The sequence below is a fragment of the Photobacterium sp. SP02 genome (genome assembly GCF_038519165.1).
GTDB classification, from domain to species: domain Bacteria; phylum Pseudomonadota; class Gammaproteobacteria; order Enterobacterales; family Vibrionaceae; genus Photobacterium; species Photobacterium halotolerans.
Map to the genome: position 1 here is coordinate 16,594 of NZ_JASJOJ010000005.1, position 24,214 is coordinate 40,807.

Sequence of the window (24,214 nt, forward strand, 5' to 3'; positions counted from 1 at the left end):
TTAGATGTTGAAATGGATGCGTTCCGGCTCCCCCTGGATCTGGCTGACGGCTGGCACTGTCAGCCTGAGTTTACTGGCGGTGCTGGGTTTGTTACTCATGATAGGCTGGAAGGGGTTGAGTTACTTCTGGCCGGCACAGGTGTATCGGTTTGATGTCAGTCTGGCTGATCATCAGCAAGTGATCGTGGGTGAAATTTATGAAACCCGGCAGGTGCCCCGCCAGCAGTTACTGGAAGCCGGGTATGAGCTGGCGGGCAATGAAAATCCGACCATTGCCCGCTATCTGATCAAAACCGGCAACCGTGAACTAGCCGATTTGGACTTTGTGACCCTGCTCGACACACAAATCCGGTCAAAGGAAGTGGCGCATGGGGTTGCAGTGATTGACAGGCTGCGTAACGGCAAGTTTTACGGTTATCCGCAGGCGGTGATGGTGAATGGCAGCAGCCACAGTGCCGCTTTATTAGCTGACTGGCTGAGCCAGGCTGAGGCCGCCAAAGAAGCCATACTGGAATTACAGCAAACTCAGTATATTCCGCTGAACCGTCAACTGGCATCGCTGGCAGCCAGCAGTGATGAAACGTCCGAGTCGCGACGGGGGGAGCTTCTGGCTCGTCTGCGTGAGGTTGAGCATGAGCTCGGGCAAATCCGTCAGGTACTGGATGGTCAGTCGCTGCTGATGAAGGACGCGGAAGGGCGCGAGGTACAGATACCGCTGGCGGACATACTGGACGTCTGGTATCCCAACGATATGTCATTCTCAGAAAAAGTGGCACACTGGGGACGCCAGGTCGGTCACTTTGTCACCGATGCGCCTCGCGAAGCGAACACCGAAGGAGGCGTGTTTCCGGCCATTTTCGGCACTGTGCTGATGGTGCTGCTGATGAGCGTGATTGTGACGCCTTTGGGGGTACTGGCCGCGATTTACCTCCATGAATATGCCAAGCAGAATCGCTTTACCCGATTAATTCGCGTGGCTGTGATCAATCTGGCGGGTGTGCCATCCATTGTCTATGGCGTATTTGGTCTGGGCTTTTTTGTGTACATGGTGGGCGGCACCATCGACGAGCTGTTCTTTTCGGATCAGTTACCCGCGCCGACCTTTGGTACGCCGGGCATTCTCTGGTCGGCGCTGACACTGGCGATTCTGACATTGCCTGTGGTAATAGTGTCAACCGAAGAGGGCTTGGCCCGTATACCGCCTTCCATTCGTCACGGCTCGCTGGCATTGGGCGCGACACAAGCCGAAACCTTATGGCGGATTGTGATCCCCATGGCCAGCCCGGCGATCATGACTGGGTTAATCCTCGCGGTGGCCAGAGCGGCGGGAGAAGTGGCACCACTGATGTTAGTGGGGGTGGTGAAAATGGCGCCATCATTGCCGATAGATGCACAGTTTCCGTATTTGCATTTAGATCGAAAGTTCATGCATCTTGGCTACCATATTTATGATGTCGGCTTTCAGAGCCCGAACGTAGAAGCGGCGCGACCCCTGGTCTATGCGACCTCTTTGCTGCTGGTCACTGTCATTATTGGTCTGAATCTGACCGCCATTGGCATTCGTAATCATTTGCGGGAGAAATTCCGCGATCTGGAACAATAACGAGAAGGATGTAGATGTTTTCATTCAACGCCAGTATGGACTGGCTTAAGCCAGTCGATCTGACCGCACTGCCAGAAGAAAAAACCGCCCTGACGATAGACGGGCTGGATCTGTATTATGGTCAGAAGCAGGCGCTGTTTACTATCAACATGAAGATTGCCAAAGGCCAGGTCACGGCCTTTATCGGTCCGTCCGGTTGCGGGAAATCCACCCTGCTGCGCTGTATTAACCGGATGAACGAGCTGGTGGAAGGCTGTCGGGTTGAAGGACAGATCATGCTGCATGGCAGAAACATCTATGATCAGAATGTGGATGTGGCGGCCCTGCGCCGTCGCGTCGGCATGGTTTTTCAGCGGCCCAATCCGTTTCCTAAATCCATTTATGAAAATGTGGTTTACGGCTTACGTCTGCAAGGGGTGAAAAATACCCGGGTGCTGGATGATGCGGTAGAAAATTCACTGCGTGGCGCGGCGCTGTGGGATGAAGTGAAAGATCGTCTGCACGAGAATGCGTTTGGTTTGTCCGGCGGTCAGCAGCAGCGTTTGGTGATTGCCCGCGCCATTGCGATTGAGCCGGAAGTCATCTTGCTCGATGAACCGACCTCCGCCCTGGATCCGATCTCCACCCTGACCATTGAAGAGCTGATCAATGATCTGAAGAAAAAGTACACGGTCATTATTGTTACCCATAATATGCAGCAGGCCGCCCGCGTTTCAGACAACACGGCCTTTATGCACATGGGCGAGCTGGTGGAGTACGCATCAACCAATGACATCTTCACCACCCCCAAAGAAAAGCGCACCGAAGATTACATCACCGGCAGATACGGATAAGGAGTAGAGACAATGTTAGACAATATGAGCCTTAGCCGTCACATCTCCGGCCAGTTCAATGCCGAGCTTGAGAGCATACGCACCCATGTCCTGGCCATGGGCGGACTGGTTGAGCAACAGCTGACGGATGCGCTCAAGGCCATGCACCGGCAGGATGTCGATCTGGCCCGCCGGGTCATTAAAGATGATCATAAAGTCAATGCGATGGAAGTGGCGATTGATGAAGCCTGCACCCGGATTATTGCCAAGCGTCAGCCGACCGCCAGTGACTTGCGCCTGGTGATTGCCATTATCAAAACCATTACTGATCTCGAACGTATTGGTGATGTGGCGGAAAGCATCGCCAAAGTGGCGCTGGAAAACTTCACCAATAAGCAATACAACCTGCTGGTGTCGCTGGAAGCCCTTGGTCAGCATGCTGCCCGTATGCTGCATGAAGTGCTGGATGCCTTTGCCCGAATGGATGTCAAAGCGGCGATTCGGGTGTATCAGGAAGACGATCGGATTGACCGAGAATACGAAGCGATCATCCGGCAACTAATGACCTATATGATGGAAGATCCGCGATCTATCCCGAATGTGCTGCAAGTGATGTGGTCGGCGCGTTCCATTGAACGGGTCGGGGATCGTTGCCAGAATATCTGCGAGTACATTATTTATTTCGTCAAAGGCAAAGATATTCGCCATACCAGTCCGCAGGAAATGGAAATTTTCATGGATAATAACCGCTGAATCATTCGGGGAGCCAAACGGCTCCCCGGCTTGATCTTAATCGTCGCCTTTATCAAACCGATCAGGCACAAAGGTTTGTTCGTCCATGGGCGGTCGTATGTAACCACTCTTGTTGATCTCGGGCAGTATCACCTCCGGGTAGTCGATCTCCTGGTAGGGGATCTGGCTCAGCAGATGCGACATGCAGTTGATTCTGGCCTGCTTCTTATCGTCACTTTCAACCACCCACCACGGGCTCTGTTTAGTGTCTGTGTGGGCAAACATCTTGTCTTTGGCGGCCGAATATTCCGCCCAGCGCGAGCGTGATTCCAGATCCATCGGGCTGAACTTCCACCGCTTGATCGGGGTGTTGATGCGCTCCAGAAAGCGCTTTTCCTGCTCTTCGTCCGACACCGAGAACCAGTATTTGATCAGTATGATGCCGGATCGTTGCAGCATGCGTTCGAATTCCGGGCAGGCCAGCAGAAACTCTTCATATTCTTCTTCGCTGCAAAAGCCCATCACCTTCTCGACCCCGGCCCGGTTGTACCAGCTTCTGTCAAACAGCACGATTTCACCGGCAGAGGGAAGCTGTTCCACATAGCGCTGAAAATACCACTGGGTTTTCTCTTTCTCTGTCGGTTTTGGCAAGGCAACCACCCGACAGACACGGGGATTGAGCTTCTCGGTGATCCGCTTAATGGTGCCGCCTTTGCCGGCCGCATCCCGGCCCTCAAAAATCACCAGCACTCTCAGGCCTTCCTGTTTGACCCACTCCTGGCATTTCACTAGTTCAGTTTGCAGACGCTCGAGCTCTTGATCATAGTCTTTCTTTTTGAGTTTGCTCTGTAACGGTTTGTCAGACATAAATAAACCACATTCCTTTTTACTGGGCTCTGCGATAATAATAGCCTGTTTGACCAGTGGTTTATGTGATCGGTTGAGTATGATGGTGAAATGGCTGGGCCCGCTCCTGAGCAGGAGCGAGCGTGCACTCAGTATTTGAGTGCTGTGACCACCGCGGCGATCTTATCACTGCTGGTCACCGGAATGGCGTAGTCGTCGACGTCTTGACTGCCCATGTGGGCGCCCGCGGCGATATGCTCCATCAGGCTTGGCCGTGTCGTTTTGCCCGACAGGTGTAACTCTTTCACTCCGGTTTGCGCGACAATTTTAGCGGCGTTGCTGGCGGTAATCCCTGCACCGGCCATGATGCTCAGGCGATCGCCGCAATAGCGTACCATGTCTGCCAGTGTCTCAGCCCCTTCCAGCGCCGTGGATTGCAGCCCGGAAGACAGAACGCGTTCGCAACCTGCGCCCATAATGGCATCAAGCGCTTCAGTGTAGTTGTCGCATTGATCAATAGCCCGGTGGAAAGTGACCCCCAGCCCTGTAGCCGCTTTCATCAGCTCGCTCAGCTGTGCGGTGTCCACTTTGCCTTGCGCTGTCAGCACGCCTATCACAACGCCCTGAAGGCCTATTTGTCTGGCGGCATGTATATCTGCCAGCATAACTTCCATATCTTCGCCGGAGAACAGAAAGTCGCCCTGGCGGGGACGGATCATGGCATAGACGGGCACCTTAGCGATGCGGGCAGCCTGATGCATTAAACCGACGCTGGGGGTCAGGCCGCCCAGGGCCAGCGATGAGCACAGTTCGATACGGGTAGCACCGCCCTGTTGCGCGTTGTGCAGTGATTCAATGCTGTCAATACAGACTTCAAGATGAGTCAGGGGAAATGCGGACATGAGGATGCCTTGTTCAGTAAACCTTGGCAGAGTGTAAACGGAGAGAGGAAGGCTGTCGAAGTGTCTGATCAATCTCAGTGCTGAAATTGGGACAAAAATAAGCCCGGCACTGTGGCCGGGCTATGCATTCAGCTCAAGGCTGTATAATTCAGCTCAAGGCTGGATTACAGGTCTGCAGTGTGCTCAGACAGGTAAGCAGCAACACCTTCTGGAGAACCAGTCATGCCTGCTTTGCCTTCTTCCCACTGTGCCGGGCAAACTTCACCGTTTTTCTGGTGGAAGTTCAGCGCGTCAACCATACGCAGCATCTCGTCGATGTTACGGCCCAGAGGCAGGTCGTTAACTACTTGGTGACGAACAACACCTTCTTCGTCGATCAGGAAAGAACCACGGAAAGCAACGCCGGCTTCTGGGTGCTCAACGTCGTAAGCTTTACAGATTTCGTGCTTAACGTCAGCAATCAGAGGGTATTTAACCTGGCCGATACCGCCGTTCTCAACAGCAGTGTTACGCCATGCGTTGTGAGAGAACTGAGAATCGATCGATACACCGATAACTTCAACGCCTTTCGCTTGGAAATCAGCAAAACGCTTGTCAAAAGCGATCAGCTCAGATGGGCAAACAAAAGTGAAGTCCAGCGGGTAGAAGAAAACAACCGCTTTTTTGCCTTCAGTGAATTGCTTGAAGTTGAAGTTATCAACGATTTCACCGTTACCCAGAACTGCAGCAGCTGTGAAATCAGGTGCTTGACGACCTACTAGTACCATATTGGTGCTCCTAATATTGGAATGTGTACCACCCCGTAAGGGCAGTTCCTTCATAAATCAGGACACACTATAGCGAAAGTGCTACATTGAAAAAAGTGGAATAAATAGATTATTACAATCGAAAAATACGATGAGCAAATTTCCTTCTCTGAAACAACTCCATTATCTGGTGACACTTTATGAAACCCGCCATTTTGGTGAAGCGGCCAAACAGTGTTTCGTCAGCCAGTCGACATTAAGCTCTGGGATTCAGAATCTTGAGGATCTGGTTGGCTGCCAGCTGATTGAACGGGATAACAAAGCCCTGGTCTTTACCTCCACTGGTGAAGAAGTCGTGGTCCGTAGTCGTGAACTGCTGGCAAGAACGCAGGATATGATGGAGCTGTCGAAAAGCGGCGAGGACCAGATGGCCGGTCAGGTCAGGCTCGGCTGTATTCCGACCATTGCCCCTTTCTTGCTGGGCGATTTAGTGCAGGCGGTGAATCGCAGGCATCCGCAGCTCCACCTTTTACTGCGCGAAGATACCACGGACAATCTGCTGAGCGCGTTACGCAATGGCGACATGGATGTGCTGATACTGGCACTCCCGGTTGAAATCAGCGGCATGCACAGTCAGATAGTGGGGCGCGATCCCTTCAAGATGGTGATCAGTAAAAATCAGGCCTCGAAGGTGAATGTTCCGCTGCGCTATGCCGATTTACCGGATGAATCTGTCTTTCTGCTGGAGAAAGAACATTGCCTCACCGGCCATGCAGTGTCGGCGTGCCAGCTGACCAGCAAAGAAAAGATCAACCCGTTTGCGGCGACCAGCTTGCATACCCTGGTACAGATGGTATCGAATGGCCTTGGCTCTACCTTTATTCCGCACATGGCGATCAAGCATGGCTTGGTCGATAGCCCGGATCTGGTGATTTTAGATCCGCCAGGGCAGGCTGCTTATCGTGAAATAGGCCTGGTCTGGCGACCGACATCCAGCCGTATCCCCACTTTTCAATGCCTGGCAGAGATAGTCACAGAGCTGCTTTAACGACATTCAGGACGCTCAGCAGACATGTTTTTATTTTTTGGTGAAATATTCTGCTGAGCTGTGATTTTCTTGATACTTTGTTCTGTTTGAGCGTTTTGCCAAGTACTTCATTTTGTAGGTTTTTTCTGTTTCGTCCTGTAAAACAATTCCCTGTCATGCACGCAAAATTATTCCTCCAATGTATGACTCTGCCAAATCTTGTCTATAAATGTATGTAGATTGAGTGCGTTACAGCCCGTCTTGCTGTTTTTGTTTGTTTAAAACGGCATATTTTCAATTGTTAATTTAGTGTTAATTGGTAATTTAATTACGTAATACTTTACACTTTTGGCTGGGAAACAGACTGGAAGTTAAAAACCGAATATATCGCCTTAAAGTGTTTTAATTCAGTGTTTTGAGTAATAGCTCTATTTTTTGTAAATCATTGATTTTTAATAATTTGTTTTGTTTTTGAGATTCTGTTGCTTTTTGGGTGGGTTTGCCTTTTCCGATTTGTTAAGGCAACGTAATAGCCATGTTGAGGCCGAAAGTGGTCTATGATGGAAATCAGCCGATGCATTGTTTAAGTCGTGATTTAGTTACACTTGGCTGATTTGGGTAAATGGGGAGTCATAAATGGGTATGGAAAATCACCACCAGTTTGGTCAGCTGACGTTGGCCGCACCGCTTTCAGAATCACAGCGAGACATCCTGAGTGATGACGCAATGGCTTTTGTGGAGCAACTGGTCAGTCGATTTGCTTCCCGTGTGCCGGAACTGCTGGCAGCGCGTGAAGTTCGTCAGCAGTCTATTGATGCCGGGCAGTTACCTGACTTCCTGCCTGACACCCGGGATATCCGTGAAGGCGACTGGACGATTCAGAACATTCCGTCTGATCTGCAGGATCGCCGTGTGGAAATCACAGGTCCTGTTGATCGCAAAATGGTGATTAATGCACTCAATGCCAATGTCAAAGTATTCATGGCGGATTTCGAGGATTCCTTTGCTCCCGCCTGGAGTGCAGTGATTGACGGCCAGCGCAACCTTCGTGATGCGGTGAACCGCACTATTTCCTACACCCACCCTGACACAGGGAAAGTGTATGAATTAAAAGAGGACCCTGCGGTACTGATCTGTCGCGTCCGCGGTTTGCATCTGCCGGAGAAACACCTCTTCTGGAATGGTCAGCCGATTCCGGGCGCGCTGCTGGACTTTGGCCTGTATTTCTTCCACAACCATAAGCAATTGCTGGAAAACGGCAGCGGGCCGTACTTCTATGTCCCTAAACTGCAGGCTTATCAGGAAGCGGCCTGGTGGAGCGATGTGTTCAGCTTTGCCGAAGATCAGGCTGGCCTGGCGCGAGGCACGATTAAGGCCACTGTGCTGATCGAAACGCTGCCGGCGGTGTTTGAAATGAATGAAATTCTGTTCAGCCTGAAAGAGCACATTGTGGGTCTGAACTGTGGCCGCTGGGATTACATCTTCAGTTATATCAAGACACTGCGTAACCACCCGGATCGTATCTTGCCGGATCGTCAGGTGGTGACCATGGAAAAACCTTTCCTCAACGCTTACTCACGTTTGCTGGTGAGAACCTGTCACCGCCGCGGCGCGTTTGCGATGGGAGGCATGGCAGCCTTTATTCCTTCCAAGGATGCCGAGCGAAATGCCTGGGTACTGGACAAGATCCAGACCGATAAAGCGCTGGAAGCCAATAACGGCCATGACGGCACATGGGTGGCCCACCCGGGGCTGGCCGATACCGCCCGCGAAGTCTTTGATAAGTGCCTGGGCGCACGTTCAAACCAGCTGGATGTGACGCGTGATACGGATGCACCGATCACCGCGGCTGAACTGCTGGCACCCTGCGACGGCGAACGGACTGAAGAGGGCATGCGCCATAACATTCGTGTTGCGGTGCAGTACATCGAAGCCTGGATCTCAGGCAACGGATGTGTGCCGATTTACGGCATGATGGAAGATGCCGCTACTGCTGAAATCTCTCGTGCTTCCATCTGGCAATGGATGAAGCACGGAAAAACGCTGAGTAACGGCCAGGTAGTTACCAAAGCACTGTTTGAACAGCTGCTGGACGAAGAAATGCAAGTCCTGGAGCAGGAAATCGGTACTGAGCGTTTCAGCAAAGGACAATTTAAGGAAGCGGCTGCCATGATGGCGCGCCTGACCACCAGTGATGAGTTGGTCACCTTCCTGACACTGCCTGGTTATGAATACCTGGAATAACAGTGTAGCAAGCATTCAAACCGGAACTGTAACACACAACAATAAGCACATAGTGCGCAAGTACTGCCCGGCGTAGCCCGGGCAGAGGAAGCCCAAGAAAACTGAGTAGAACTGAAGCGCAGAACGTCCAGATTTTGCGAAATATCGTCACATAATACGAGGGATTTATTATGACACTGACTCGCCAGCAACAGATCGAAGCCATTGAAAAGGATTGGGCGGAGAACCCACGTTGGAAACATGTTAAGCGTACTTATACTGCGGAAGAAGTGGTTAATCTGCGTGGTTCGGTCGTACCGGCGAACACACTGGCTCAGCGCGGTGCTGATAAGTTGTGGGAATTAGTGAACGGCTCTGCCAAGAAAGGCTATGTGAACTGTCTTGGCGCGCTGACCGGCGGCCAGGCCGTTCAGCAGGCAAAAGCGGGAATTGAAGCGATTTATCTGTCAGGCTGGCAGGTGGCTGCTGATAACAACACGGCATCATCCATGTATCCGGATCAGTCCCTGTACCCGGTCGATTCTGTGCCAGCGGTTGTCAAGCGCATTAATAACTCTTTCCGCCGCGCTGATCAGATTCAGTGGGCCAACGGCAAAAGCCCGGAAGAAGGCGGCATTGATTACTTCCTGCCTATCGTTGCAGATGCGGAAGCCGGCTTTGGTGGTGTGCTGAATGCTTACGAGCTGATGCGCAGCATGATTGACGCAGGAGCTGCCGGTGTGCACTTCGAAGATCAGCTGGCTTCGGTGAAAAAATGCGGCCATATGGGCGGTAAAGTCCTGGTGCCAACCCAAGAAGCGGTACAAAAACTGATTGCTGCCCGTCTGGCGGCTGACGTTTCCGGCACAACGACGCTGGTGATTGCCCGTACCGATGCCAACGCTGCCGATTTGCTGACCTCCGACTGCGACCCGTACGATGCCGACTTCATTACCGGCGAGCGTACGCAGGAAGGTTTCTACCGCGTTCGTGCCGGTATCGATCAGGCTATCGCCCGTGGTCTGGCGTATGCCCCGTATGCTGACCTGATCTGGTGTGAAACAGCGACGCCTTGTCTGGAAGAAGCGCGTAAGTTTGCAGAAGCTATCCATGCTAAATACCCGGATCAGCTGCTGGCCTACAACTGCTCACCTTCTTTCAACTGGGAGAAGAATCTGGATGCTGAAACGATTGCCAAGTTCCAGCAAGAGCTGTCTGACATGGGTTACAAGTACCAGTTCATCACACTGGCGGGCATTCACAACATGTGGTTCAACATGTTCGAGCTGGCCCACGCTTATGCTCAGGGTGAAGGTATGCGCCATTATGTTGAGAAAGTACAGCGTCCTGAGTTTGCGGCGGCAGAGAAGGGTTACACCTTTGTAGCGCACCAGCAGGAAGTGGGTACTGGCTACTTCGACAAGATGACGAACGTCATTCAGGGCGGAAACTCTTCTGTGACTGCGCTGACAGGTTCAACTGAAGAAGATCAATTCTGATTGAATTGACCGGCAATAAGCAATCTATCCTAGTAAGACCGTTTCGCAGCTGTTACCCGAGAGGGGATTGCGATTAACGTTATCGACTGTGACCAGGCTTGTTCACGTCAAGCCTGAGTCTGATAACGCTTTCACTTAACGAATTGTTATCGCCTTGGGAGCCTCTGGCTCCCCTTTTTCTTTTCTGAGATTTCTATTCGGTATTTTCTGCTTACCTTTATTCTGCTGACTCCGGCCCTAGCAACACCGTTTTGTGCTCCCGCCAGAATGCTTGGGATGCATCCATCAGCCTTGGATAGAGAATGAAGAAGCTCTGCTCCAGCTCCTGATAATGCCCGGCCAGAAAAGGCGGACATTCAGCCAGCGAACTCAATTTCGGGCGGCGAATTGCCATGCGTTCCAATGCCTGATGAATACTGGCAGCCTGCTGATACTGAATCAGCCATTCTTGCTGCCACATGTGTTGCGTCATTTGCCGGTAATGTTCCGGTTCCTTTCCTGCAAAGCCTTCAACTTCTTTACGCGCCTGCTGAACAAATACGGGTAAAGGTAAGTCATGGAAATTGTGCCAGTGGCGGGCGAGGTAATGATCCCAGATCATATCCAGGGCGATGCCGCTTACCCGGCGGATGTCCGGCGGAAACGCCCTGCGCCAGGCTCTGACTTCAGGCTGGCTGTCAATAAAGCCGTCGACAAAGCGATGCAACCGGATACCCGCAGCTACTTCTGGTGAATATTGCCGGTAGGGATCGCCGCGAACAAAATCGGCCAGCAAATTGCCCGCCAGATGACTCTGACAATGATCAGCCAAGTGAAGGTGTGCCAGGAAGTTCATAGTAGTGAGTTCAACATCAGTTGCCGTGAGATAAGAGCGAGTCTGACACTGTAGCAGCAATGCCGGGTCACAGCGCAGTGACAGCGTGCAGTATCAGATACAGTGTAGAGTGAAACACAATGATGCAGTCATTTTGAGGCACAGGTAATACTTTTTGAACTCTTTTGTTTATCGCTGACTTTTTGCGCTAAAACGCCAATATCCTTAGAGAGAGCAAGCTGTTTGGTCGCCTTAGCTGAGTCGTATTACCTGAGTCACATTAATCGATTCATGAGATCCGATGTAACCCTTTTGCTGCGATGCTTTTGCCCAGGGAGCGAGGAAAGATGATGAACACCTTTTCAGTCATACCGTTAACCACAGTGCTGGCCTTGTCGCTGATCTCAGGCGTTGTAATGGCCGAACAGCAAGCGCCGCAAGCCAGTGCATCAGCCCGTACTGAACCGATAGCCAGGATCATCGGCGGTAACCCGACATATCAGGAAAATATTCCGTGGCAGGCACTGGTATATATTGACGCCGGCAATGACGGCCTTGATGTCTTTCAGTGCGGTGGCGTCATCATAGATAAGAATACCGTACTGACAGCCGCACATTGCATTACCGAAGGCTCAGTCACAGCGCAGCAAGATGAGATCTTTGTCTGGGCGGGTATCACCTCGACCGACTCTGTGACTGATTTCAATGCCCTGCCGGTGACAGCTGTTGCTCTGCATCCGGGTTTTAATGAAGAGACTTTTATCAATGATATTGCTTTGCTGCGCCTGAGCAAGGATATTCCGGCAGGCGCTCAGCCCATCCGGCTGGCCACTGTGAGTGAACAGCAGCAGGCCGATACGGCATTTGACAATACCTTTGTGCCCGACAGCCAACGCGGTCAGAATTTACTGGTGTCCGGATGGGGCCTGACCTCAACCGAGCCCGGGGCCACTGTAGCCCGGCAGTTACAGCATGTGTTGCTTGCGGGTGTGCCGGACGATTATTGCGAACAGGTGTGGGGCCCTGTGGTTGAACCGTCCCAGAGTGCGATGTTTGTGTGCGCGATGTCACCAGATCCTGCGCTTAAGCGTGACACTTGTCAGGGCGATTCCGGTGGTCCTTTGGTGTGGCAGAATCCCCAGGCCAGTGCCGATAGTGATCTGGGTTTTCGGCTGGTGGGCTTAGTCAGCTTTGGGACGGAATGCGGAGCGGATTTCCCTGCTGTTTATACTGAGGTTTCCCATTATCGTGATTGGATTGCCTTGATAGCGGGAGAGGGTTTTAACTTTTACCCGGACTCTGTTTTTGCATTTAACCCGTTTACCCTCAATGCCGAAAGTCCAGCAGGGACACCAGGGACAGGCAATGACAGCAACCAAGACAAAGCTATCAGTGCACTGAGTAATGCTATGGCGAGCCGATCAGGCGGGAGCGTAACGGCAGGAGGCATGATTGCGCTGCTGGGAATGCTCTGGTGGCGCAGAAGTCAGGGCAGGGAACGCTGAACAAGGGCCGTTCCGCACGCTCAGCATCAGAGCGGCGTGTTAACAACTGGCTCGTAAAATGGTTTTATTATCAAGGGCATTGATTGCTTATCCCTCCTGCGCCTGATGCCACTCTGCCAGCTTTGTCCTCGGCGTGAACTATCCGTCCAAATTCTCAATAAGTGACAATGGCGCAATAACAGTGAGAATTATAATTAAGCGACTGTAAATCATGAGGGTAGCAGTTATGAAAGCCCCCATAACTAACAGCCTGTTATTGCTGGCTTTCCTGTTTTTTGTGTCAGGGCTGGCGAAGGCAAAGGCTGATGAGTCGCCTGCCCAGGCAGAGCAATACGCGCCAACAACCAGAATTATCGGTGGTATATCCGCTGTGCCGGGAGATATCCCCTGGCAGGCGTTTATCAATATTGATTTTTCTGATAACGGCACCGAAGTGTACCTGTGTGGCGGTGTGGTGATTGCTCCTCGCATCATACTGACAGCGGCGCACTGCATTGTTAATGGCGGCCGAATTGCCACTCCCCTGCGTGTGAGAGTCTGGGCCGGTATTACCTCGGTATTCAGTGCGACAGGCAGAAATGCTGCACCTGTCAGCGCCATCAATGTGCACCCCAGTTACAACAGCAGTAATTTTAACAATGACATTGCCATCATCCGCCTGAGTCTGGATCTGCCGGAAACCGCGATCCCGATACAGATAGCGTCTGTCCCGACCCAGAACCGGGCGGATGCGGAATTTGCCAATACCTGGGTGGCAAACAGCAACCGCCCAGCCAATTTACTGATTTCGGGGTGGGGCAGTGTGACACCGGATCCGGATGCCGCGGGTTCAACCCAACTGCAACAAACGGTATTGTCTGGCGTTCCCGACCGGGTCTGTGACAACTTGTGGGGGAGTTCGGTGCATCCCGGGGTGTACAGTATTTTTGTCTGCGCCTCCCCCCCGTCGCCTAATTTATCCCGCGACAGCTGCTTTGGTGATTCAGGCGGCCCGCTAGTCTGGCAGGATCCGCAGGCCAGCAGTGATCCGGATTTTGGTCTGCGCCTGCTGGGGCTGGTGAGCTTCGGTGAAGGGTGTGCCGGCAATCTGCCCGGAGTCTATACCCAGGTTCCTTCCTACCTTGACTGGATAGCCGCTGTCGCTGGTAGCGATTTCAATCCCAACCCGGCTGCTGTGTTTAGCGTGAATCCTTTTCTGAAAGACTACAGTAATGCGGGGCTGGAACAGTTTCGGGTAGAGAGCAGCGGTAGCGATGACAGCGGGGGAAGCTATTCGCTGGCATGGCTGCTGGGACTCGTCGGCCTGCTTCTGTGGCGTTCGCGCAAGAAAGGCTGATAACAAATCATTTCATAACATTTCTCCGGGCTTGATATTGCAGTGTGGCGGCCTATACTAGCTGCCTGCTGTAAGTTAGGGCCTAAAAAATGCAAGTTTCAGATTTTCACTTTGACCTTCCCGATGAACTGATTGCACGTTATCCGCAGCCGGAGCGTTCATCCAGCCGCCTGTTACAACTGGACGGTAACAGCGGTGATGTGTGGCATAAATCGTTTAGAGATGTGTTGGATCTGGTGCGTCCCGGTGACCTGCTGGTCTTTAACAATACCCGGGTGATCCCGGCGCGTATGTTCGGCCGTAAAGCCAGTGGCGGTAAGCTGGAAGTGCTGGTCGAGCGCCTGCTTGATGATAAGAGCATTCTGGCTCACGTTCGGGCTTCTAAAGCACCCAAACCAGGCACCCAACTCTTGTTGGGCGAAAACGACGAGTTTGAAGCCGAAATGGTTGCCCGCCATGATGCCTTGTTTGAAATCCGCTTCAACAGTGCGCTGACGGTACTGGAGATTCTGGAGCAGGTTGGCCACATGCCCTTGCCGCCTTATATCGACCGCCCGGACGAAGAAGCAGACAAAGAGCGGTATCAAACGGTTTATAATGCCAAACCGGGCGCCGTGGCGGCTCCGACTGCCGGGCTGCACTTTGATGAACAGCTATTGGCGGATATCAAGGCAAAAGGAGCCGAGTTTGCCTTCGTGACCTTGCACGTAGGTGCCGGCACCTTCCAGCCAGTCCGGGTCGATAATATTCATGATCACCATATGCACGCGGAATACGTCGAAGTCCCGCAAGAGGTGGTTGATGCGATTCAGGCCACCCGCGCCCGTGGCGGCCGGGTGATTGCGGTGGGAACCACCTCTGTTCGCTCGCTGGAAAGTGCGGCTCAGGGTGCCCTGAAGAACGGCACCGATCTGGTCCCTTTCTTTGGCGACACGGATATTTTCATCTTCCCTGGCTACGAGTTCCAGCTGGTGGACGTGCTGATCACCAATTTCCACCTGCCGGAATCCACCCTGATCATGCTGGTGAGTGCGTTTGCCGGTTATGAAAACACCATGGGTGCTTATCAGCAGGCGGTTGAACACAGTTACCGTTTCTTCAGCTACGGGGATTCTATGTTCATCGCCCGGCGTCAGGGCTGAATCTGCTGCGCTGCGCCAATATCCGGCTGTGCGCGTGAACTCTGGCGCGGCAGCCTGAATAACTGAACTTTTACTCAATATCACTGTCTGGTCTTGGGCCGGACAGTTCGCGATCCTGATTGATTGGGGTTGCAGTGCATCAGGCGACGGGCCTTTTGCATCTACTTAACGTCAGATTGTTTCTCTGGCTTTTGGAGGCTTTGTGAAATTTGAATTAGATAAAACCCAGGGACGTGCACGTCGCGGCCGTCTGGTCTTTGAACGCGGTACGGTAGAAACACCGGCATTCATGCCTGTGGGCACGTACGGCACCGTAAAGGGCATGACGCCGGAAGAAGTGAAAGACACAGGTGCACAGATCCTGCTGGGTAATACTTTCCACCTGTGGCTGCGCCCGGGTCAGGAAGTGATGAAGCTGCACGGCGATCTGCATGATTTCATGCAGTGGAAAGGCCCGATCCTGACCGATTCAGGCGGTTTCCAGGTGTTCAGCCTGGGTGATATCCGCAAAATCACCGAAGAAGGGGTGCATTTCCGTAACCCGGTCAACGGTGACAAGATTTTCATGGATGCCGAAAAGTCGATGGAAATTCAGTACGATCTGGGCTCAGACGTGGTGATGATTTTCGACGAATGTACGCCTTATCCGGCAACGCATGACGAAGCGAAGACATCGATGGAAATGTCACTGCGCTGGGCAAAACGCAGCCGCAACCATTTCGATAAAATGGGTAATAAGAATGCCCTGTTCGGTATCGTACAGGGCAGCGTATACGAAGATCTGCGTGACGTATCGGTACAAGGCCTGACTGAGATCGGTTTTGACGGCTACGCTGTGGGCGGTCTGGCCGTTGGCGAACCGAAAGAAGATATGCACCGTGTGCTGGAGCATACTTGTCCGAAATTACCGGAAGATAAGCCGCGTTACCTGATGGGTGTCGGTAAACCTGAAGATCTGGTTGAAGGTGTGCGCCGCGGTATCGACATGTTCGACTGCGTGATGCCAACCCGTAATGCCCGTAATGGCCACCTGTTTGTGACCGGCGGTGTGATCAAGATCCGTAATGCGAAACATAAAACGGATACAAGTCCACTGGATCCGCACTGTGACTGTTACACTTGTCGCAATTACTCGAAGGCGTATCTGTACCATCTGGATAAATGTAATGAAATTTTGGGTGCACGCCTTAATACAATCCACAACTTACGCTACTATCAGCGTTTGATGGAAAGCATTCGTCAGGCGATTGAAGAAGATCGTTTCGACGCATTCGTAGAAGAGTTCTACGCGCGCCGGGACCGCGAAGTTCCACCATTAAAAAACGTTTAACTATAACGAGGACGTGAATAAATGAGTCTTTTTATTTCTCAGGCACATGCAGCAGCAGAAGGCGCTCCACAAGGTGGCGGCATGCAGCTGTTTATCATGCTGGGTCTATTTGCTGTAATTTTCTACTTCATGATCTACCGTCCGCAGGCCAAGCGGGTGAAAGAGCACAAAAACCTGATGTCTTCGATGGGCAAAGGTGATGAAGTGCTGACCAACGGCGGCCTGGTGGGTAAGATCACTAAAGTCTCAGCGGAAAATGACTACATTGTGATCGCACTGAACGACACAACTGAAGTTACCATCAAAAAGGATTTTGTTTCTGCCGTTCTGCCAAAGGGCACAATGAAATCACTGTAATTTATGGCTTTGAAGGATCTTCTCAGTGTTAAACCGGTATCCCTTGTGGAAGAACCTGATGGTGGTGTTCGCACTGCTCATCGGTTTGCTCTATGCACTTCCCAATGTGTTCGGTGAAGATCCAGCGATTCAAATCTCCGGGGCGCGTGGCGCCTCGGTAGAAATGGCCACGCTGGATAAAGTTACCGAGCAGCTTAATCAAGATAAACTCTCCTACAAATCTGTCGCATTCGAAAACGGGGCTATTCTGGTCCGCTTCAAAGACACTGAGACGCAAATCAGTGCCCGCGATTTAATGAATCAATTTCTTGGCGATAACTATGTTGTTGCTCTGAACCTGGCACCTTCTACTCCTGCCTGGCTGGAAAGCCTCGGCGCCACCCCAATGAAACTCGGCCTGGACCTGCGCGGCGGTGTGCACTTTCTGATGGAAGTGGATATGGATGCTGCGATGGATAAACTGCTGGGTCAGCAAGAAGACACTTTCCGTACTGAGCTGCGTGAAGCCCGTATCCGTTACCGTGCGATTTCAGTGAAAGGCGACGGGGTGGAAATCCGGCTTCGTAACGACGAGCAAGTACAAGAAGCCAGACGTACACTGTCGGCTTCGCACCCGGACATGCTGTTCGTTGAAGGCAGTGGCTTTGCACTCACCGCCAGCTTCACTGAAGCGCGGATGCAGGAAATTCGTAACTATGCCGTTGCTCAGAATATTACTATTCTGCGTAACCGGGTTAACGAACTGGGTGTAGCAGAGCCACTGGTTCAGCGTCAGGGCGCTAACCGCATTGTTGTGGAACTGCCGGGCGTACAGGATACGGCACGGGCCAAAGAAATTCTGGGTGCCACCGCAACCCTGGAATTCCGTGAAGTGGATACTAACGTGGATCTAGCAGCCGCCGCTGCAGGACGTGTACCGCCAGGCAGTGAGGTGAAAACCTCCCGTGACGGGAATCCTGTGGTGCTGAAAAAGCGGGTGATCCTTGAAGGTTCACACATTACCGATTCCACATCCAGCAATGACGAATATGGTCGCCCTCAGGTGAACATCAAGCTGGACAGCGAAGGCGGCAATAAAATGACAGCTTTCTCCCGTAATAACGTGGGTAAGCTGATGGCAACGCTGTTCATTGAATATAAAGACAGCGGCAAGCGTTCCCCGGCTGGTAAAGTGATTCTGGAAAAACACGAAGAAGTGATTAACCAGGCAACCATTCAGACTGCGCTGGGACGTGATTTCCGTATTACCGGGATCGACAGCCAGGCTGAAGCGCATAACCTGGCACTGCTGTTGCGTGCCGGTGCACTGATCGCGCCAATTTCAATTGTGGAAGAGCGCACTATCGGTCCTTCTATGGGTCAGCAGAACATTGACATGGGGATCCAGGCCTGTATCTGGGGCATGGTCGCCGTGATGTTGTTCACTTTGCTGTACTACCGCAAGTTCGGTCTGATTGCCAACCTGGCGCTGACGATGAACCTGGTATTGATCATTGGTGTGATGTCCATGATTCCGGGCGCCACTATGACCTTGCCGGGTATTGCCGGTATCGTGCTGACAGTGGGTATGGCGGTGGATGCCAACGTGCTGATCTTCGAGCGGATTCGTGAAGAGCTGCGCGATGGTCGCAGCCCGCAGCAGGCGATTCAGCAAGGTTACGCCAATGCGTTCAGCACTATCGCTGATGCCAATATCACCACGCTGATCACCGCTATCATTTTGTTTGCGGTAGGTACGGGGGCGATTAAAGGCTTCGCGGTGACGCTGTCTATCGGTATTCTGACCTCTATGTTTACGGCTATCGTGGGCACCCGTATGTTGGTGAACCTGCTGTATGGCGGTAAGCGCATCGATAAACTGTCGATCTAAGGAGACGCTGACATGTTTCAATTAATGAAAGCGGATAAAGTGATCGACTTTATGCGTTGGTCGAAGCTGGCCTTTGTATTGTCTGCAGTGATGATCATTGCTTCCATTGCTATTGTTGTCACTAAAGGCATGAACTGGGGGCTGGATTTCACCGGTGGTACCCTGATTGAAGTGGGCTTTGAGCAGCCTGCGGATTTGGGCCAGATTCGTGATTCACTCGAAGCGTCCGGTTTTGGCGATGCCATTGTTCAGAATTTTGGTACGGCCCGTGATGTCATGGTGCGTCTCCAGCCGCGTGAAGGCGTGGCGGGTGAAACCCTGGGTAATCAGATCCTGGATGCCCTCCGTGAAGGTACGCACCAGAATGTCGAAATGCGCCGGATTGAGTTTGTCGGCCCGAACGTCGGTGATGAGCTGGCAGAAGCGGGCGGTTTGGCAATTCTGGTCTCACTGATCTGTATTCTGCTGTACGTATCCATGCGTTTTGAGTGGCGTCTGGCCGCCGGTGCGGTACTGTCCCTGACTCACGATGTCATCATTACTATTGGTATTTTTTCACTGCTGCAAATTGAGGTCGACCTGACGATTGTCGCCGCGCTGCTGACCGTTGTCGGTTATTCACTCAATGACACCATAGTGGTGTTTGACCGTATCCGTGAGAATTTCCGCAAGATGCGTAAAGGTGGCCCGGCAGAGGTGATGAATAACTCTGTTACTCAAACCCTGAGCCGTACCCTGATCACTTCAGGGACCACCTTGTTCGTGGTGATCGCCCTGTTTATGAAAGGCGGCACTATGATCCACGGGTTTGCCACAGCACTGCTGATCGGTATTACCGTCGGTACCTATTCTTCTATCTATGTCGCTTCGGCACTGGCGCTGAAACTGGGTATTACCCGTGAGCACCTGATGCCGCCAAAAGTGGAAAAAGAAGGCGAAGAATTCGACGCCATGCCGTAATGGCGATTGGGGCAGGTTAAATTCCGCCCTTAAACGTTGGCTGAAGACGTAAAAAAGCCCCGGCAATCTGATTGCCGGGGCTTTTTGTGTGGCTGCTGAAAACCACCGTACAGGCAGTGGTTTTCAGTGCAGTATTATTTTTTCAGTGCTTCGCTACCGTGTTCACGGATTTTCGCCAGCATAGGCTTCACGACGCGCACATTCCCTGCAACTATGTTGCCAGAGGTCAGGTAATTGGTGTTACCGGTGAAGTCGGTACAGATGGCACCAGCTTCACGGGCAATCAGCTCACCGGCTGCCATTTCCCAAGGCTTCTGGCTCAGCTTGAACACACCGTCTACACGGCCGGCGGCCAGGTAGCACAGATCCAAAGCAGTACAACCGGACAAACGCATGTCATCACATTCAACAAACATTGCCTGCTGAATTTTGGCGTAGCTTTCAGAGTGTTGTTTGGCAGTGAAAGGCAGGCTGCTTGCCAGAACCGTACCGGCCAGATTACGTGGCTGAGAAGCACGGATGCGCTGGCTGTTCAGCTGTGCGCCAGAACCGCGGGTTGCGGTGAACAGTTCGTTACGGGCAGGATCGTAAACAGCGGCCACTTCAGTACGGCCGCGCATACGCAGGGCAACAGAAATCGCATAGTGCGGAATACCGCGGGCGAAGTTATTGGTGCCATCCACTGGGTCGATGATCCATTGGCATTCTTTGTCGCGGCCTTCTTTGGTGCCGGACTCTGCACCGACGATGCAGTGATCAGGATAAGACTTCAGAATGGTATCGATGATGATAGCTTCTGCTTCGTGATCGATATTAGTGACAACGTCGTTGCCTTTTTTACTTACTTCAATGCTTTGCGGTTTTTCTAAAGACTTAGCGACATGGTCACCGGCTTTACGGACAGCACGGATCGCGATATTTAGCATCGGATGCATAGGATCTTCCCAACGGATGTTAAAGAACTAAAAAGCGGCGGCGAGTATATCAGAGCCTGAGTAAAAAGGAAGTGGTGATTTTTTATCCAGCGTAAGATCGGAATTGGCTGCCAGGCTTCGCTTACAATGTTTTCCCCACTTTACAGAAGGCTGTGCTAAAATCCCCCGGTTTTGGAATCAGAGTTGGAAAACAGGCCGTCATGTTAGATCAAATCCGCGTGGTGCTGGTGGGCACATCACATTCAGGCAACATAGGCTCAGCGGCACGAGCGATGAAAGTGATGGGGTTGACCCAGCTTGTTCTGGTCGAGCCCGCTTGTGAAATTGATGGCCAGGCTATCGCACTGGCTGCCGGCGCGGCAGATGTAGTCGAAAACGCCCGCATTGTTAACAGCCTGGATGAAGCGATTGCCGATTGCGGCCTGGTGGTCGGTTCAAGCGCCCGTTCCCGTAGTCTGGAATGGCCGCAGCTCAATCCCCGCGAGTGTGGCATTAAAGCCATTGAGGAAGCGCCGGCTCACCCGGTTGCCTTGCTGTTTGGTCGTGAACGTACTGGTTTGACCAACGAAGAGCTGCAAAAGTGCCACTGCCACGTGTATATTCCCGCTAACCCGGAGTACAGTTCGCTGAATCTGGCGATGGCTGTGCAGACGATCAGTTATGAAGTGCGTATGGCCTATCTGGATAAGGAATCTCAAGCGTTTCCTGCCGATAACAGTTTGCCTGAATACCCGCGCACCATGGAACTGGAAAAGTTCTTTGACCATTTGTATGACGTCATGGAGCAGACACAGTTCATCAGCAGCCGCTCCGGCATGGTGATGGCAAAATTACGGCGCCTGTTTGTGCGCGCCAGACCCGAAGAGCAGGAGCTGAATATCCTGCGCGGTGTGCTGTCATCGGTACAAAAATCCCTCGCCGGACAGAAAAAGTAGTTATTTAACGTACAGATAATGCCTGACTAAATTAGTCAGGTATATACTTGACCATTTTAGTCGGGTATGCGACACTGCTGCCATAGATTCGAGTAGGTAGCGGTGTGTTATGAGATTGACATCAAAAGGACGGTATGCAGTCACGGCCATGTTGGACGTAGCGCTGCATTCTCAGGACGGTCCAGTACCTCTGGCTGATATTTCAGAGCGTCAGGGGATTTCACTGTCTTATTTGGAGCAATTGTTTGCTCGCTTGCGTAAAGCCGGCCTGGTGGCCAGCGTGCGTGGTCCGGGCGGTGGTTACCGACTGGGCGAAGAGGCGCATCAAATTGCTGTCGGTACTGTGATCGCGGCCGTCGACGAATCGGTCGATGCCATGAAGTGCCACGGTAAAGGGGATTGTCAGGGCGGCGTACGCTGTCTGACTCATACCCTGTGGCATGACCTCAGCGCGCGCATCAGTGACTTTCTGAACAATATTACGCTCGGTGAACTGATGCAGGACAACGACGTACTGACGGTGTCAGACCGCCAGGACCAGCGCCTTCAGAAGTCGTCTTTTGGACATAAGAATACACACGACAGCGCCACTATAGGTGTCGATGTTCGCTCCTAGCGCCCAGCGGCCCGTGTTTTTGGAGATGAAGATGAAATTGCCAATATACTTAGATTATTCCGCTACTTGCCCTGTAGATCCACGCGTTGCCGAGAAAATGGTGCAATGCATGACAATGGACGGTAACTTCGGTAACCCGGCCTCCCGTTCCCACCGTTTTGGCTGGCAGGCTGAAGAAGCGGTTGATAATGCCCGTGAGCAAGTGGCAGACCTGCTGAATGCGGACCCACGTGAGATCGTATTTACCTCAGGTGCAACAGAATCTGATAACTTGGCGATCAAAGGTATTGCGCACTTCTACGGCAAAAAAGGTAAGCACATCATTACCTGTAAAACAGAACATAAAGCGGTTCTGGATCCTTGCCGTCAGCTGGAACGTGAAGGCTACGAGGTGACTTACCTGGAGCCTGAGTCAAACGGTTTGATCGATTTGGCTAAGCTGAGTGACGCCATCCGCGAAGACACCATTCTTGTTTCCATTATGCATGTGAACAATGAAATCGGTGTGATTCAGGACATTACCGCAATTGGTGAAATCTGCCGCGAACGTGGCGTGTTTTTCCATGTTGATGCCGCTCAGTCTGCCGGTAAGCTGCCGATTGATGTACAGGAAATGAAAGTTGATCTGATTTCCCTGTCTGCGCACAAAGTTTACGGTCCTAAAGGTATCGGTGCACTGTATGTGCGTCGTAAACCACGTATCCGCCTGGAAGCACAAATGCACGGTGGCGGTCATGAGCGTGGTATGCGTTCCGGTACTCTGGCTACCCATCAAATCGTCGGTATGGGCGAAGCCTTCCGTATCGCGAAAGAAGATATGGATCTGGACCGTCAGCATGCTCTGGCTCTGCGTAACCGCTTGCTGGAAGGTGTAAAAGACATTGAAGCGATGACAGTCAACGGTGATCTGGAGCAGCGTGTTCCTAACAATCTGAACATCAGCTTTGCGTTTGTTGAAGGTGAGTCACTGCTGATGGCACTGAAAGATCTGGCGGTCTCGTCCGGTTCTGCCTGTACATCGGCCAGTCTGGAGCCTTCGTACGTACTGCGTGCTTTGGGCCTGAATGATGAATTGGCTCACAGTTCAATCCGCTTCTCTTTTGGTCGATTCACGACAGAAGAAGAAGTAGACTACGCAATTTCGCAGATCCGTACCGCAGTAGACAAACTGCGTGAGATGTCACCGCTTTGGGATATGTACAAAGAGGGAATCGACCTGAACACAGTTGAGTGGGCACACCACTAAGTTGCGGTCTTCACGAATTCGAGGAAATTACCATGGCATATAGTGACAAAGTCATTGATCATTACGAGAACCCGCGAAACGTGGGCTCATTTGATAAAGACGATAAAAATATCGGTAGCGGTATGGTTGGCGCGCCAGCATGTGGCGACGTAATGAAACTGCAGATCAAAGTGTCTGATGAAGGCATTATCGAAGATGCACGTTTTAAAACCTACGGCTGCGGTTCTGCTATCGCATCCAGCTCACTTATTACTGAGTGGGTGAAAGGCAAGACCTTAGACGAAGCAGCATCGATCAAAAACTCAGCGATTGCTGAAGAACTTGAGCTGCCGCCAGTGAAGGTGCACTGCTCAATTCTGGCTGAAGACGCCATTAAAGCCGCTGTTAGCGATTACAAAAAGAAACATCAAAGCAATTAATGAAATAAGGGTTGTTGTTCATGGCCATTACCATCACTGAAACTGCAGCGAGCCGTGTTGCGGCTTTCCTGGAAAATCGGGGCAAAGGTTTAGGCCTGCGCTTGGGTGTCCGAACATCCGGATGCTCTGGTATGGCCTATGTCCTTGAGTTCGTTGATGATATCGACGAGGGCGATGAGGTCTTTGAGCAATTCGGCGTTAAAGTGATCGTCGATGCCAAAAGCCTGGTTTACCTGGAAGGGACAGAGCTGGATTTCGTCAAAGAAGGACTGAATGAAGGTTTCCAATTTAACAACCCTAACGTGTCGAGCGAATGTGGTTGTGGTGAAAGCTTCAACGTTTAATACTCGCTGACGGCG

The 24,214-nt window shown here is 52.0% G+C and carries 23 protein-coding genes; 18 read left to right on the forward strand and 5 right to left on the reverse strand.

Going from position 1 to position 24,214, the window contains the following annotated elements; all coding sequences use genetic code 11:
• The first annotated feature begins 4 nt into the window (after positions 1-4).
• From pstA to phoU, 3 genes are read left to right on the forward strand one after another with little or no spacing between them, the layout of a single operon-like run.
• Positions 5-1,603 (forward strand): phosphate ABC transporter permease PstA, encoded by a 1,599-nt coding sequence (gene pstA / locus P0Y67_RS03475; RefSeq protein WP_342390757.1) that lies wholly within the window; start codon positions 5-7, stop codon positions 1,601-1,603.
• A 14-nt stretch (positions 1,604-1,617) separates the two neighbouring features.
• On the forward strand, positions 1,618-2,436 hold the full coding sequence (pstB, locus tag P0Y67_RS03480) for a phosphate ABC transporter ATP-binding protein PstB (RefSeq protein ID WP_192016966.1): 819 nt from the start codon (positions 1,618-1,620) through the stop codon (positions 2,434-2,436).
• Between the two features lie 12 nt (positions 2,437-2,448).
• Positions 2,449-3,168: a phosphate signaling complex protein PhoU gene (gene phoU, locus P0Y67_RS03485; RefSeq protein WP_027252979.1), complete on the forward strand. Its 720-nt coding sequence runs from the start codon at positions 2,449-2,451 to the stop codon at positions 3,166-3,168.
• 36 nt (positions 3,169-3,204) lie between these two features.
• On the opposite strand, the gene ppk2 is transcribed toward phoU, so the two are convergent.
• From ppk2 to P0Y67_RS03500, 3 genes are all read right to left on the reverse strand, one after another.
• Positions 3,205-4,014 carry a polyphosphate kinase 2 gene (gene ppk2 / locus P0Y67_RS03490; RefSeq protein WP_342390758.1) on the reverse strand — a complete coding sequence of 270 codons (810 nt, stop codon included), beginning with the start codon at positions 4,012-4,014 and terminating at the stop codon, positions 3,205-3,207.
• Positions 4,015-4,142: 128 nt separating this feature from the next.
• Positions 4,143-4,895, reverse strand: coding sequence for a copper homeostasis protein CutC (locus P0Y67_RS03495; RefSeq protein WP_342390759.1), 753 nt, complete (start codon positions 4,893-4,895; stop codon positions 4,143-4,145).
• Between the two features lie 164 nt (positions 4,896-5,059).
• Positions 5,060-5,662: a peroxiredoxin C gene (locus tag P0Y67_RS03500; protein WP_027252976.1), complete on the reverse strand. Its 603-nt coding sequence runs from the start codon at positions 5,660-5,662 to the stop codon at positions 5,060-5,062.
• A 130-nt stretch (positions 5,663-5,792) separates the two neighbouring features.
• Here P0Y67_RS03500 and P0Y67_RS03505 point away from each other — a divergent pair, with 130 nt between their 5' ends.
• From P0Y67_RS03505 to aceA, 3 genes are all read left to right on the forward strand, one after another.
• Entirely contained in the window at positions 5,793-6,689 is an 897-nt protein-coding gene (locus P0Y67_RS03505; RefSeq protein ID WP_337114158.1) for a hydrogen peroxide-inducible genes activator, read from the forward strand.
• A 621-nt stretch (positions 6,690-7,310) separates the two neighbouring features.
• Positions 7,311-8,912: a malate synthase A gene (gene aceB / locus P0Y67_RS03510; RefSeq protein ID WP_446728793.1), complete on the forward strand. Its 1,602-nt coding sequence runs from the start codon at positions 7,311-7,313 to the stop codon at positions 8,910-8,912.
• Positions 8,913-9,082: 170 nt separating this feature from the next.
• Positions 9,083-10,390: an isocitrate lyase gene (gene aceA / locus P0Y67_RS03515; RefSeq protein ID WP_337114156.1), complete on the forward strand. Its 1,308-nt coding sequence runs from the start codon at positions 9,083-9,085 to the stop codon at positions 10,388-10,390.
• A 217-nt stretch (positions 10,391-10,607) separates the two neighbouring features.
• On the opposite strand, the gene P0Y67_RS03520 is transcribed toward aceA, so the two are convergent.
• Positions 10,608-11,225, reverse strand: coding sequence for an acyl carrier protein phosphodiesterase (locus tag P0Y67_RS03520; protein WP_342390761.1), 618 nt, complete (start codon positions 11,223-11,225; stop codon positions 10,608-10,610).
• A 326-nt stretch (positions 11,226-11,551) separates the two neighbouring features.
• On the opposite strand from P0Y67_RS03520, the gene P0Y67_RS03525 reads away from it, so the two are divergent.
• The 7 genes from P0Y67_RS03525 to secF all read left to right on the forward strand — a co-directional run bounded on the left by P0Y67_RS03525 (position 11,552) and on the right by secF (position 19,704).
• A complete protein-coding gene (locus P0Y67_RS03525) occupies positions 11,552-12,709 on the forward strand; it encodes a S1 family serine peptidase (RefSeq protein ID WP_342390762.1) in 1,158 nt (385 codons plus the stop codon).
• 226 nt (positions 12,710-12,935) lie between these two features.
• Complete coding sequence (locus P0Y67_RS03530) at positions 12,936-14,045, forward strand: S1 family serine peptidase (protein ID WP_342390763.1); 1,110 nt, start codon at positions 12,936-12,938, stop codon at positions 14,043-14,045.
• Positions 14,046-14,134: 89 nt separating this feature from the next.
• Positions 14,135-15,187 carry a tRNA preQ1(34) S-adenosylmethionine ribosyltransferase-isomerase QueA gene (gene queA, locus P0Y67_RS03535; protein WP_342390764.1) on the forward strand — a complete coding sequence of 351 codons (1,053 nt, stop codon included), beginning with the start codon at positions 14,135-14,137 and terminating at the stop codon, positions 15,185-15,187.
• 202 nt (positions 15,188-15,389) lie between these two features.
• Positions 15,390-16,517, forward strand: coding sequence for a tRNA guanosine(34) transglycosylase Tgt (tgt, locus tag P0Y67_RS03540; RefSeq protein WP_342390765.1), 1,128 nt, complete (start codon positions 15,390-15,392; stop codon positions 16,515-16,517).
• A 21-nt stretch (positions 16,518-16,538) separates the two neighbouring features.
• Positions 16,539-16,874, forward strand: a complete 336-nt coding sequence (gene yajC, locus P0Y67_RS03545) for a preprotein translocase subunit YajC (RefSeq protein WP_342390766.1) — start codon at positions 16,539-16,541, stop codon at positions 16,872-16,874.
• A gap of 25 nt (positions 16,875-16,899) precedes the next feature.
• Positions 16,900-18,744 carry a protein translocase subunit SecD gene (secD, locus tag P0Y67_RS03550; RefSeq protein WP_342390767.1) on the forward strand — a complete coding sequence of 615 codons (1,845 nt, stop codon included), beginning with the start codon at positions 16,900-16,902 and terminating at the stop codon, positions 18,742-18,744.
• 12 nt (positions 18,745-18,756) lie between these two features.
• Complete coding sequence (secF, locus tag P0Y67_RS03555) at positions 18,757-19,704, forward strand: protein translocase subunit SecF (protein ID WP_342390768.1); 948 nt, start codon at positions 18,757-18,759, stop codon at positions 19,702-19,704.
• 134 nt (positions 19,705-19,838) lie between these two features.
• Here the strand turns inward: secF and suhB are convergent, their stop codons facing one another.
• The gene (gene suhB, locus P0Y67_RS03560) at positions 19,839-20,639 is read right to left on the reverse strand and encodes an inositol-1-monophosphatase (RefSeq protein WP_342390769.1); all 801 of its coding nucleotides are present in this window, start codon (positions 20,637-20,639) and stop codon (positions 19,839-19,841) included.
• 200 nt (positions 20,640-20,839) lie between these two features.
• Between suhB and trmJ the strand changes: the two genes are divergently transcribed.
• From trmJ to iscA, 5 genes are all read left to right on the forward strand, one after another.
• Positions 20,840-21,574, forward strand: coding sequence for a tRNA (cytosine(32)/uridine(32)-2'-O)-methyltransferase TrmJ (gene trmJ, locus P0Y67_RS03565; RefSeq protein ID WP_342390770.1), 735 nt, complete (start codon positions 20,840-20,842; stop codon positions 21,572-21,574).
• 109 nt (positions 21,575-21,683) lie between these two features.
• Complete coding sequence (gene iscR / locus P0Y67_RS03570) at positions 21,684-22,190, forward strand: Fe-S cluster assembly transcriptional regulator IscR (protein WP_237793943.1); 507 nt, start codon at positions 21,684-21,686, stop codon at positions 22,188-22,190.
• Positions 22,191-22,221: 31 nt separating this feature from the next.
• On the forward strand, positions 22,222-23,436 hold the full coding sequence (locus tag P0Y67_RS03575) for an IscS subfamily cysteine desulfurase (protein WP_342390771.1): 1,215 nt from the start codon (positions 22,222-22,224) through the stop codon (positions 23,434-23,436).
• A 32-nt stretch (positions 23,437-23,468) separates the two neighbouring features.
• The gene (gene iscU, locus P0Y67_RS03580; protein ID WP_046218868.1) at positions 23,469-23,855 is read left to right on the forward strand and encodes a Fe-S cluster assembly scaffold IscU; all 387 of its coding nucleotides are present in this window, start codon (positions 23,469-23,471) and stop codon (positions 23,853-23,855) included.
• Between the two features lie 20 nt (positions 23,856-23,875).
• Complete coding sequence (gene iscA / locus P0Y67_RS03585; RefSeq protein WP_027252961.1) at positions 23,876-24,199, forward strand: iron-sulfur cluster assembly protein IscA; 324 nt, start codon at positions 23,876-23,878, stop codon at positions 24,197-24,199.
• Positions 24,200-24,214 lie beyond the last annotated feature (15 nt).

Bases quoted from the DNA above. Each gene is read 5' to 3' on its own strand.
- pstA (WP_342390757.1), top strand. From the start codon at position 5: ATGTTGAAATGGATGCGTTCCGGCTCCCCCTGGATCTGGCTGACGGCT.
- pstB (WP_192016966.1), top strand. From the start codon at position 1,618: ATGTTTTCATTCAACGCCAGTATGGACTGGCTTAAGCCAGTCGATCTG.
- phoU (WP_027252979.1), top strand. From the start codon at position 2,449: ATGTTAGACAATATGAGCCTTAGCCGTCACATCTCCGGCCAGTTCAAT.
- ppk2 (WP_342390758.1), bottom strand. From the start codon at position 4,014: ATGTCTGACAAACCGTTACAGAGCAAACTCAAAAAGAAAGACTATGAT.
- P0Y67_RS03495 (WP_342390759.1), bottom strand. From the start codon at position 4,895: ATGTCCGCATTTCCCCTGACTCATCTTGAAGTCTGTATTGACAGCATT.
- P0Y67_RS03500 (WP_027252976.1), bottom strand. From the start codon at position 5,662: ATGGTACTAGTAGGTCGTCAAGCACCTGATTTCACAGCTGCTGCAGTT.
- P0Y67_RS03505 (WP_337114158.1), top strand. From the start codon at position 5,793: ATGAGCAAATTTCCTTCTCTGAAACAACTCCATTATCTGGTGACACTT.
- aceB (WP_446728793.1), top strand. From the start codon at position 7,311: ATGGAAAATCACCACCAGTTTGGTCAGCTGACGTTGGCCGCACCGCTT.
- aceA (WP_337114156.1), top strand. From the start codon at position 9,083: ATGACACTGACTCGCCAGCAACAGATCGAAGCCATTGAAAAGGATTGG.
- P0Y67_RS03520 (WP_342390761.1), bottom strand. From the start codon at position 11,225: ATGAACTTCCTGGCACACCTTCACTTGGCTGATCATTGTCAGAGTCAT.
- P0Y67_RS03525 (WP_342390762.1), top strand. From the start codon at position 11,552: ATGATGAACACCTTTTCAGTCATACCGTTAACCACAGTGCTGGCCTTG.
- P0Y67_RS03530 (WP_342390763.1), top strand. From the start codon at position 12,936: ATGAAAGCCCCCATAACTAACAGCCTGTTATTGCTGGCTTTCCTGTTT.
- queA (WP_342390764.1), top strand. From the start codon at position 14,135: ATGCAAGTTTCAGATTTTCACTTTGACCTTCCCGATGAACTGATTGCA.
- yajC (WP_342390766.1), top strand. From the start codon at position 16,539: ATGAGTCTTTTTATTTCTCAGGCACATGCAGCAGCAGAAGGCGCTCCA.
- secF (WP_342390768.1), top strand. From the start codon at position 18,757: ATGTTTCAATTAATGAAAGCGGATAAAGTGATCGACTTTATGCGTTGG.
- suhB (WP_342390769.1), bottom strand. From the start codon at position 20,639: ATGCATCCGATGCTAAATATCGCGATCCGTGCTGTCCGTAAAGCCGGT.
- trmJ (WP_342390770.1), top strand. From the start codon at position 20,840: ATGTTAGATCAAATCCGCGTGGTGCTGGTGGGCACATCACATTCAGGC.
- iscR (WP_237793943.1), top strand. From the start codon at position 21,684: ATGAGATTGACATCAAAAGGACGGTATGCAGTCACGGCCATGTTGGAC.
- P0Y67_RS03575 (WP_342390771.1), top strand. From the start codon at position 22,222: ATGAAATTGCCAATATACTTAGATTATTCCGCTACTTGCCCTGTAGAT.
- iscU (WP_046218868.1), top strand. From the start codon at position 23,469: ATGGCATATAGTGACAAAGTCATTGATCATTACGAGAACCCGCGAAAC.
- iscA (WP_027252961.1), top strand. From the start codon at position 23,876: ATGGCCATTACCATCACTGAAACTGCAGCGAGCCGTGTTGCGGCTTTC.